The organism is Acinetobacter sp. YH12235 (assembly GCF_013417705.1).
In the GTDB taxonomy this organism is placed as follows: domain Bacteria; phylum Pseudomonadota; class Gammaproteobacteria; order Pseudomonadales; family Moraxellaceae; genus Acinetobacter.
Genome location: NZ_VPDL01000046.1, coordinates 1 through 9,632 on the forward strand (window position 1 = coordinate 1; position 9,632 = coordinate 9,632).

The following is a 9,632-nucleotide window of genomic DNA, read 5'->3' on the forward strand; positions in this document are numbered from 1 at the left end:
ACGGTTCAAATTACTTTACCCCACTCAAAAGCAGAAATTGGCTTGAAATGGCAAGTATCAGAAATATCTGCTTTAGCAGAATTACTCAAGGCACTTGCAACATGATCCGCATTGATGAAATCTGGCTCTCCACCCAACCTCTGGATATGCGAGCAGGGATGGATACTATCATGGCTCAGGTGGTGAGAGCCTTTGGCTATATTAAACCGCATTGTGCTTACCTGTTCTGTAATAAACGTGGCCATCGCATGAAAGTACTGGTACATGATGGACTGGGCATCTGGCTGTGTGCCCGGCGGCTGGAACAGGGCAAATTTCACTGGGCTCAAGTTCACCAAGGTGAAACCGTGGCCCTCAGCCCGGAACAGTTACAGGCACTGATCCAGGGTTTACCTTGGCAGCGCATTGGACGACAGCAGGTGGTGACGATGCTCTAAACTAGGTTGGTCCATTCTGCTATTCTCCAAACGTTCTATTTCATTCTTCTCATGACCTCAGGCATACTGCGGTCATGAATACGCTGCCTGACTTAAGCCAACTGACCCATGAACAACTGCTGGAATTCACCCGGCAGTTGGCAATGCAGCATCAGTCTCTGGCACAATCAAATCAAGAATTAGAAAAATCAAACCAACAATTAGATACCAAAGTTCAACATCTTGAAGTCACCAATCAGCAATTAGATGCTCAAGTTCAACATCTTTCTATTCTCAATCAAAAATACGAGCATGAACTCGCACTATTTAAACAGCACAAATTCGGCAGTAAAAACGAACATCTCACCGCAAAACAAATCCATCTCTGGGATGAAGCGGTCGAAGAAGATATTGCAGCCGTTGATCTAGAATTAGAACGATTAAATGCAGATAAAACCGATGCAGCGACAGAGAAAGCCACAGTCAACAAACCTAAACGTCGACTGCTGCCCGATCATCTACACACCATTCGTATTGAGCATGAACCAGCATCAACCCAATGCAGTTGTGGCTGCCAGTTACGTCGTATCGGCGAAGATATCAGTGAAAAACTGCATTTCAGACCGGCACAGTTCTATAAGGAACAGCATGTCCGTGGCAAATGGGTCTGTGATCAGTGTGACACCCTGACTCAGCAAGCGATGCCCGCCTATGTGATTGATAAAGGCATTGCTTCACCTGAATTGCTCAGCCATGTGTTGGTATCGAAGTATGCCGATCATTTGCCGCTGTACCGTCAGCGCCTGATCTATCAGCGGGCTGGCATTGATCTGTCCAGATCCACTTTATCTGACTGGATTGGTCGCTGCGGTGTGGAACTGGAACCTCTGGCCAATGCCTTAAAACAGGTGGTGTTGCAACAGCGGGTAATCCATGCCGATGAAACGCCGGTCACCATCATGCGGATGGGTGAGAATGAGAAAAAACCGAAGAAAGGTTATGTCTGGGCCTATGCCACCACACAGTACAATCCAGTTCAAGCGGTGATCTATGACTTTCAGGATAGCCGTTCAGGTCAGCATGCAGAAGAGTTCCTGAATGGCTGGCAGGGCCATCTGGTCTGTGATGATTACAGTGGTTATAAAGCACGCTTTAAATCAGGCGATGTCATTGAGGTGGGCTGCATGGCGCATGCACGTCGTAAATTCCATGAGCTACATGTGACTGGGAAAAGTCAGATCGCTGAACAGGCATTACTGATGATTCAGAAACTGTATGCGATAGAAGCAGAACTCAGGAAAAAGACCGATAGTACAGCAGAACACCGCCGCGAATACCGACAACAGCACAGCCAACCGGTGATGCAACAACTGTATGAATGGCTCAACCAACATTATCTGACGGTGCCATCGAGTTCTCCAACCGCCAAGGCCATCAATTACAGTCTGAAGCGTTGGCCAGCCTTAAGCCGCTATCTGGATGATGGCAATCTACCCATTGACAATAACTGGGCAGAGAACTCAATGCGTCCCTGGGCATTGGGCCGTAAGAACTGGTTGTTTGCAGGTTCGCTGCGCAGTGGACAGCGAGCGGCAAATATCATGACTTTAATCCAGTCAGCAAAGCTGAATGGCTTGGATCCGTATGCCTATTTAAGTGATGTGCTGAAAAGGCTGCCGACGCATAAAGCGACCCAAATAGAAGAATTACTACCACATCGCTGGAAATCCAACTCAAATTAAAAAATAGGCATGGGGTTCAGCGGACGCTTACAAATAAGATATGAATATTTAATTTCATTAGCTTCTATATGCTTCATATCTGATAGTTTAAAGTAGTGTATAAAATGTATTCTAAGGCTATCTTATGAACAATTTAGTTAAAAAAAGCATTGAATTCTTAGTGGAACAAGACGTTGTTGAATCAGCAGAATGTGTAATAGCAGAAGAGGGTTTAACTCCAGCAGAATTGATCACGATAGTTTATGGTGAAATTGTTCGAACAAGTCAAATACCTATTACTCCTCAAGTAGGAACTAAGGATTTCAATATAGCTCGATTAACAGCAGCGAGTTACTCTATTCCAACTGTCAAAGTTTCCATTCCAGAACAGAAGGATGCATTTTTAAATGATGATGGTGGCTATTAAAACTCAAGACAATGCTCTTGCTTTTATGGATTAATTACACTTCCCTACTCTTACAAAATACTGCGGTGGTCATACCTGAATTATTCATACTCTGTGCTTGTCGATCCAAAAAGTTTTTAGCAATCATAGCCATTGTGGGCGCCATATTGAGCTCTTGATTTTCTTCAGAGACTTTTTGAATCTCTTCATAAGCCGTTAAACGCTGGCAGAATGCCTGACGTTGACTTTGTGCATCAGCATTCTGATCTGGATCATCTAAAATATGTTTGGTTTCATTGACTATTTTTGTTTGCATAGCAATAAACTGATCATAATCCGCTTGTGAAAGCTTTTCGGCAAAAGCCATATTGTTCAATTGCATGCAAATAAAGAAAGTACATATTAAAGATGAGGATTTGATCATTTCGAAGGTCTTCTTTTAGTTTTCTTCTTTCCAGACATCTTCATAATCATCTGCATCAATCATGAAGCGGTAGCCCTGCTCTAAAGCCAGATAAGGTAAAACTTCAGGGGCGATATCCTGTAACTCACGCACAGTCATGGTTTCAAAAGCATCTTCATTTGAAGCCAGTTCACCACCATAAATATACCAGCTAATATTTTCTTCTGTCTCAGGCTTTCTACGGATTCCGACAATTGGATCCTGCTTCAGGGTATGTACAGCCACTGCAACGACATCATCACCACTTACTTCTACATAAGCAGAACCGACCTCTTCACACAGCAATTTCTGCTCTGCAATCAGTTCCTGTAATGGTGATAATTTCTGCGTGTTTTTCGACATTCGGTTTGACTCATTAAATTCTTCAAATACCGCTTTAGTTTAGCCTAGTTTTAAAAAATCTAATGCGTATTTTTATAAATAACCTGGAGATCTGTCCTTAAAAATGATTAAAGACAGATCGGAAATTAAGCTTATTGGAAAACTTTGAAGCGTTGATCATCTTCCAGATAATCTTTCGCACGTGCTTCACCTTCAACTGAACCAAATACCAGTTGAGCACGAAGTTTCCAGTTTTCTGGAATATCCCACTCTGCATGAACCTGCTCATCTACTATCGGATTATAGTGTTGTAAAGATGCACCCAAGCCTTCAGTATGCAATGCTGTCCAGGTAGAGAACTGAGCAATAGCAGTTGAATGTTCTGCCCAGATTGGGAAATTCTCGGCATAAGATGGGAATTGCTCTTGCAAGCCTTTTACTACATTTTGATCTTCAAAGAATAAAACTGTACCCGTACCTGCAGCAAAGGTTGCCATTTTTGCAGTCGTTTTTGCAGCACTTTCTTCATCTTTGGCATAGCTTTTTAATTTATCAGCGACAAAGCCCCAGAATTTTTCATGTTCGCCATTGAATAAAATAACGGCGCGAGATGATTGCGAGTTAAAAGATGACGGACTTTGCTTAATCGCATTTTGAATCAAATCAGTTAAATATTCAGGAGACTGTTCTACATTTTTACCAATGGCATAAATAGTACGGCGTTTTGTAATTAAATCTAAAAACTGATTCGACATTCGGTTAAATCCTTGGATATATCTTCGGGAAAACTGGAACCTTCACTTATTTTTATGAAGGAATTCTAATGAATAAGAATTCTGTGATTCATTTACTCACAAGTACTGATAGCTTAAAAAAATATGACTGGAATAGCTATATTATTAAAGTAATATCTTTATATATTCTTTTGATAAAGAATAGTTTTTTAATTTATTTTTTATCAAACGATAAAATAAATGCCCTTTTCTGAGCCAATTTCTGTTTTAAAATAAGTCACCATGTTCAATGATGTAGCAGAAAGTTGTTTTGATGATAAATATAGAAATTTGCTTAGGCTATTTATTGTCATAAGGGAAATGTCAATCCTTAGAAATCGCTATAAAAAAATCATCCCCCAATTTGGAGGATGAAATTGAATGAATCAGCTTAAATTTTCTTAGAATTTAGCATTAAGCACTTGAGCAGAGACTTTATTTTTCCAAAGATCACGTAAGGTTGGTAAATAGAATTTTTCACCCAGTTCTACCAGTTCAGCATCAATCAAGCCATGCACATCATGCATAAATAGATAATCCAGATCCACACTAGAAAGCTTAAGATGTTTCTTCTGATATTCTCTGCGTTTTTGCTGCGCCTCTTTCACCAACTGATCTGCAAATGTCTTATCTTTATACTGGGTGATCGCATTTAAACGCAATTCAATAATGCCCCACCCTGTTAATAACATCTGAAATGTCTCAAAGTCCTGAGTGGTTGATTCCCAGGTCATTTCATCAAGATTTTCATTTTCCGGGAGAACAGGTAAAAGAAGTTCCATTACACTTGGAAAAATCTTTTTAAAATTCAGAATAAATTTAACAGGATGCTCACCTGGATAATCCTTGAATTGAACCTTTTTTTGAACATCTGTTAAATAAATATCAAGCATTAAATTTTCCTTAAACAACCTGCCATTTTATGGATGTTTATTCATATGCTATAGAAACTCATGCGGAATAAACGACAAAACAGCAGTAAAAACGAACTGCATTTTAGCAGCTATATACGCTTATTCAATGTTAATTCGGTATGAGAAGCCATGAGGATAGGCTTTAGCACTAAAAAAACTTCAATAGTTATCTCTAACCATCCTTCTAATACGATTTCACCCGTAATTTTAGATTCTTTCTTTTATTTGCTCATGAATCTATAAAATTAAGAACTTCTGATGAGGAGAATAAAAAAGCCCACTCATAGAGCAGGCTTAATAAATATTTATAATTTTGAGTTAATCTATCTCACCAGTTTTGCCGGTTCCCATACATTCGATACACTGTTTAGCTTCCACAACGTTATAGCCGGTACCGCTACAGCTGCTACACTTCTTTTTTGTATAATCTGGATATAAATCCTCATCTGGATAGGATTCGTCCAAATCAAAATCATCATCAAAGTCAGTCATCACCCTTACCTCATTTTTCTAGTTATCAGGGAATTTCTATTAGTAATCCTTCATTGCATATCTGTCAAAACCTGAACGATAGATGGTTCATAGCATTTAATAAGCAAGCTTAATTGAATGAGAATTTTCCAGAAAAAACATGTGCAATTGATTTTATTAAAATTTGTATGAATAATCCTTAGATATTATAAAGCCCTCATTTAGAGGGCTTTATTATTTAACCATAATTAGAAGACTTATTTTACGTTTGGAGCCACCATATTTTCAGGGCGAACCACCTGATCGAACTGTTCTGCAGTTACCAATCCGAGTTCTACTGCGACCTGTTTTAAGGTTTTACCTTCTTTATAGGCAGTCTTGGCCACTTTAGCTGCATTCTCATAACCAATGACTGGATTCAATGCAGTGACCAGCATTAATGAATCATGCAGGAAGTGCTCAATCTTGTCACGGTTAGGCTCGATTCCGACTGCACAGTTATCGTTAAAGCTGTTACATGCATCGCCAAGCAGTTGGATGGATTGCAACAAGTTATAAGCAATCACTGGCATAAAGACATTCAGCTCAAAATTCCCTGATGCACCGGCCACATTAATTGTCGTGTCATTCCCTAAGACTTGGGCAACGACCATGGTCATGGCTTCACTTTGAGTCGGATTCACCTTACCCGGCATGATACTTGAACCCGGTTCATTTTCAGGAATACGTAATTCACCAAAACCACAACGTGGTCCACTTGCCAACCAGCGAATATCGTTGGCGATTTTATTCAGGCTAACCGCTAAAGTCTTTAAAGCACCTGAAGCAAATACTGCTGCATCACGGCCGGCCAAAGCTTCAAATTTATTAGGAGCGGTGACAAAAGGTAAACCTGTTAATTCCGCTAGAGTATCCGCGGCTTTAATGGCGTAATCTGGATGGGCATTCAAGCCTGTACCGACGGCGGTTCCGCCTAATGGCAGTTCATATAACCCTTGCAAAGCCTGATACAGTCGAATTAAAGCATGATCCAGTTGAGAGACATATCCACTGAATTCCTGACCTAAAGTTAAAGGTGTGGCATCCTGAAGATGGGTACGACCGATTTTTACAATCTCAGCAAATTCCTGAGATTTAGTATGCAAGGTATCACGTAAACGTGTTACTGCCGGTATTAACAGTTCATTGATCTGTAAGCTAGCTGCCACATGAATCGCGGTCGGAAAAGAGTCATTGGTCGATTGAGCACGATTGACATGGTCATTTGGATGCACAGGCTTTTGTGCACCTAAAGGATTGCCCAGTTTCTGGTTAGCAATATTGGCAATCACTTCATTACAGTTCATGTTACTTTGCGTGCCCGAACCGGTTTGCCATACGACTAAGGGGAACTGGCTATCCCATTGACCGCTGATCACTTCATCCGCAGCACCGATGATATAGGTCGATAACTCATGAGGAATCTGGTTTAACTCGGCATTGGTGATCGCAGCTGCTTTCTTGACCAAGCCCATGGCACGAATCATGGCGCGTGGCAAATGCTCATTGCCAATCTTGAAGTTCTGTAGACTACGCTGAGTTTGTGCGCCCCAAAGTGCTTCACTCGGTACAGCGACTTCTCCCATCGTGTCATGTTCAATACGTGTTTGCATGCTCAACCTCAATTGTTATTCCATGTTTTACTCATTTAGACAGCAGCTTCAATGCTGTACTCTATTCATCTTAATGAGTTTGATTAATTTTGCAAATGATAATTATTATCAATAATTAACTTATAGGATTCTTAATCACTGCCCTCTTAACGTATTCTGATAGAACAACCATTCATCCTCTAACATTTTCCTTAAGGTATAGCGTGGCTGCCAATGTAACAACTGTTGGGCTTTATCCGTATTAGCACCCAGTTGATCCATTTCGGCATGTGGATATGGCAAAGCATCTACTGTAGGAACAGCAGATTGGGTGACTTCTGCAACCTGATCCAGCAAAGTCTGCATTGAAATTAGCTCTCCAGCAATATTAAAGGCTTCGCAAGTCCATTGTTGCTGTTGAGAAAGCCAATGTAGTGATTTGAATACCGCATCACAGACATCCATCACATGCAAAAAGCTGCGTTCTACCGTATAGTCTTCGGTCTTGGCCTGACGGCGCAATTCCAGATATTCACGCTGCTTCGCACCCACCTGCATGGCCAGAGGCACAATATTCTTTGGTAGAGGTGGTACCCATTCACCTAAAATGCCATTTTCAAAAGCACCCGCGACATTAGAAAGACGTAACATCGCAATACGCCATTCATTATCCGTCTTGGCAGTATCCCGAATGATTTCTTCCACCATCTGCTGTGATTTAATATAAGGGTTTGGATAAGTGTAATTGAAAGCCTGATCTTCTTTTAAATCCGTTCCGGAATGGCCATATACAGCCAATGAAGACAAATACACCAGATTGCGTACTCCAGTACGCTGCATGGCACGCATCAAGCTCATGATACAACTGACATTATCATTATAATATTCAAGTGGTTTTAAAACTGATTCTTCCAATGATTTAAAGCTGGCAGTATGAATGACAGCCTGTACCGAATTCTGTTCAAAAACTTTATTTAATGCTGGAGTGTTACGGATATCAATTTTGACAAAAGGCACATAGCGGCCGGAAATAAATTCAAGGCGTTCTAAGGTCTGGAGACTGGCATTGGCCAGATTATCGACCACAATGACCTCTAGTCCTTGTGCCATCAGACTTAAAGCAATATGTGAGCCTAAAAAGCCTAAACCACCCGTCACTAAAATCATTGTTTATTAACTCCGCTTTAGAATCAGTATCTTAAATTGATATGGTGTTTATTTGGTGCTTTCTCCGACTTATCCACAGGATCAAAAACGCAAAAACCGACCCAAAATTTCTTCTGAGCCGGCTAATCTGCTCAATAAGTATATCTTATTTTACAGGTCGAACAAAAGTTGATTGTTATGTAATGTATGGAATTCATGACAATGAATTAAGCCCTCACTTCGAGGGTTTACTTAATCAAACGATAGCTTTTTTAAGTAGATTAAATGCAGCTTTAGCCGCATTAATAAATCGGATGATAATCGGTATCCAGTAATCAAGGTTTGTGAATATTTCTACAATTTCCTTCTTCGCATACCCAATTACCCAGTTCCGTTTTTCTTCACCAGATAAAGTGCTGTTTTTCAGCTTTTCAGCAGCATCCATATACTTTGCGATCTGGCTTAAAATTGGGCCGCCTGATTCAGCTACTTCTAATGTTGATTTTGATACTTGTTCAATTGTTAATGCTGTCATGCTTCAGTCACTCCTGTAGCAGTTACGCCAGACATAACTGGAAGGTTATAACGGTGATCGGCTGGCCGATTAGTCATGCCATACCAACGGAACTCCTGAAATTCAGACTCAGCATATAAGGCATAACACACCATATTTGACTGATTACCACCCAAGCAAACCAGCTTACCTGTTTTACTATCACGACCCACTACAAAGCAGACATGACCACCACCCTTACGTGACTTAATCGCTACACAACCATAAGCTGGCTTAGATAACTTTGCACCGTAATTCACATAATCTAATGCCCGGTACCAATGCTTTGGATATTTAACACCGGCTACTTTTAGACAGTGAGCAATAAAAGTTCCACACCAGGCTGTTTCATCTTCTGACCACCATGCACCAAGTGATTTAAGCCACTTCAGAATAGTTGGATTATGCTTAGTCTTACTGGTGTCCTCACGTAGTCCAATATGCTTTTTAGCTTCAATCATCCATGCCAGATCACTGGTTGGTTGTTGCACGGTTAAAAGGCTATTTACCCCTGATAGGCTTGGCTCATGTAGTTCTGGCTGGGCTTTTTTGCGTCCAACATATGTAGCCAAGAATACCAAAACGATAGATGCAATGCTTTGATATGGCTCAGGCAAAACATTGGCGTTATACACTTCCTGCAAAACTAAATGTACGCAGGATAAAAAAAGCGCCATATAGGCGCCGTATTTGGTAGTGTTCAAAAAACTGTGTCATTTCCTTAAACTGTTAAAAACAGGAATGATGCATTATGGCAACTACATTTGATTTTGAAACAGCCTTAAAACAACTCCAGTCAGGACAAGCACTGACTGGA

12 protein-coding genes and 1 pseudogene are annotated in these 9,632 nt (G+C 40.6%); 4 read left to right on the forward strand and 9 right to left on the reverse strand.

Going from position 1 to position 9,632, the window contains the following annotated elements:
• The 4 genes and pseudogenes from FTV13_RS15815 to FTV13_RS15070 all read left to right on the forward strand — a co-directional run.
• Positions 1 to 105 (forward strand): annotated as a pseudogene (locus FTV13_RS15815) (IS66 family insertion sequence element accessory protein TnpB); the annotation flags it as partial.
• A complete protein-coding gene (tnpB, locus tag FTV13_RS15060) occupies positions 102 to 437 on the forward strand; it encodes an IS66 family insertion sequence element accessory protein TnpB (RefSeq protein ID WP_171455698.1) in 336 nt (111 codons plus the stop codon). The pseudogene FTV13_RS15815 and the gene tnpB, both read left to right, overlap by 4 nt.
• Before the next feature lie 74 nt (positions 438 to 511).
• Complete coding sequence (locus FTV13_RS15065; protein WP_180012502.1) at positions 512 to 2,158, forward strand: IS66 family transposase; 1,647 nt, start codon at positions 512 to 514, stop codon at positions 2,156 to 2,158.
• A gap of 124 nt (positions 2,159 to 2,282) precedes the next feature.
• Positions 2,283 to 2,564 carry a damage-inducible protein J gene (locus FTV13_RS15070; protein ID WP_180012504.1) on the forward strand — a complete coding sequence of 94 codons (282 nt, stop codon included), beginning with the start codon at positions 2,283 to 2,285 and terminating at the stop codon, positions 2,562 to 2,564.
• Between the two features lie 34 nt (positions 2,565 to 2,598).
• Here the strand turns inward: FTV13_RS15070 and FTV13_RS15075 are convergent, their stop codons facing one another.
• The 9 genes from FTV13_RS15075 to FTV13_RS15115 form a co-directional block, all read right to left on the reverse strand.
• Positions 2,599 to 2,967, reverse strand: a complete 369-nt coding sequence (locus FTV13_RS15075) for a hypothetical protein (RefSeq protein ID WP_180012506.1) — start codon at positions 2,965 to 2,967, stop codon at positions 2,599 to 2,601.
• Positions 2,968 to 2,982: 15 nt separating this feature from the next.
• A complete protein-coding gene (locus tag FTV13_RS15080; protein WP_034706678.1) occupies positions 2,983 to 3,348 on the reverse strand; it encodes a hypothetical protein in 366 nt (121 codons plus the stop codon).
• Positions 3,349 to 3,479: 131 nt separating this feature from the next.
• On the reverse strand, positions 3,480 to 4,082 hold the full coding sequence (locus FTV13_RS15085) for a nitroreductase family protein (protein ID WP_034706681.1): 603 nt from the start codon (positions 4,080 to 4,082) through the stop codon (positions 3,480 to 3,482).
• A 419-nt stretch (positions 4,083 to 4,501) separates the two neighbouring features.
• The gene (locus FTV13_RS15090; protein WP_005235543.1) at positions 4,502 to 4,993 is read right to left on the reverse strand and encodes a hypothetical protein; all 492 of its coding nucleotides are present in this window, start codon (positions 4,991 to 4,993) and stop codon (positions 4,502 to 4,504) included.
• A gap of 339 nt (positions 4,994 to 5,332) precedes the next feature.
• A complete protein-coding gene (locus FTV13_RS15095) occupies positions 5,333 to 5,506 on the reverse strand; it encodes a hypothetical protein (protein ID WP_166135486.1) in 174 nt (57 codons plus the stop codon).
• 236 nt (positions 5,507 to 5,742) lie between these two features.
• Positions 5,743 to 7,137: a class II fumarate hydratase gene (gene fumC / locus FTV13_RS15100; RefSeq protein WP_179992530.1), complete on the reverse strand. Its 1,395-nt coding sequence runs from the start codon at positions 7,135 to 7,137 to the stop codon at positions 5,743 to 5,745.
• Between the two features lie 135 nt (positions 7,138 to 7,272).
• Positions 7,273 to 8,283 (reverse strand): NAD-dependent epimerase/dehydratase family protein, encoded by a 1,011-nt coding sequence (locus FTV13_RS15105; RefSeq protein ID WP_179992529.1) that lies wholly within the window; start codon positions 8,281 to 8,283, stop codon positions 7,273 to 7,275.
• Positions 8,284 to 8,518: 235 nt separating this feature from the next.
• Positions 8,519 to 8,797, reverse strand: coding sequence for a hypothetical protein (locus FTV13_RS15110; protein WP_179992528.1), 279 nt, complete (start codon positions 8,795 to 8,797; stop codon positions 8,519 to 8,521).
• A complete protein-coding gene (locus FTV13_RS15115; protein ID WP_180012508.1) occupies positions 8,794 to 9,492 on the reverse strand; it encodes a TIGR02594 family protein in 699 nt (232 codons plus the stop codon). Before FTV13_RS15115 ends, FTV13_RS15110 begins: the two co-directional genes overlap by 4 nt.
• Positions 9,493 to 9,632: the final 140 nt, after the last annotated feature.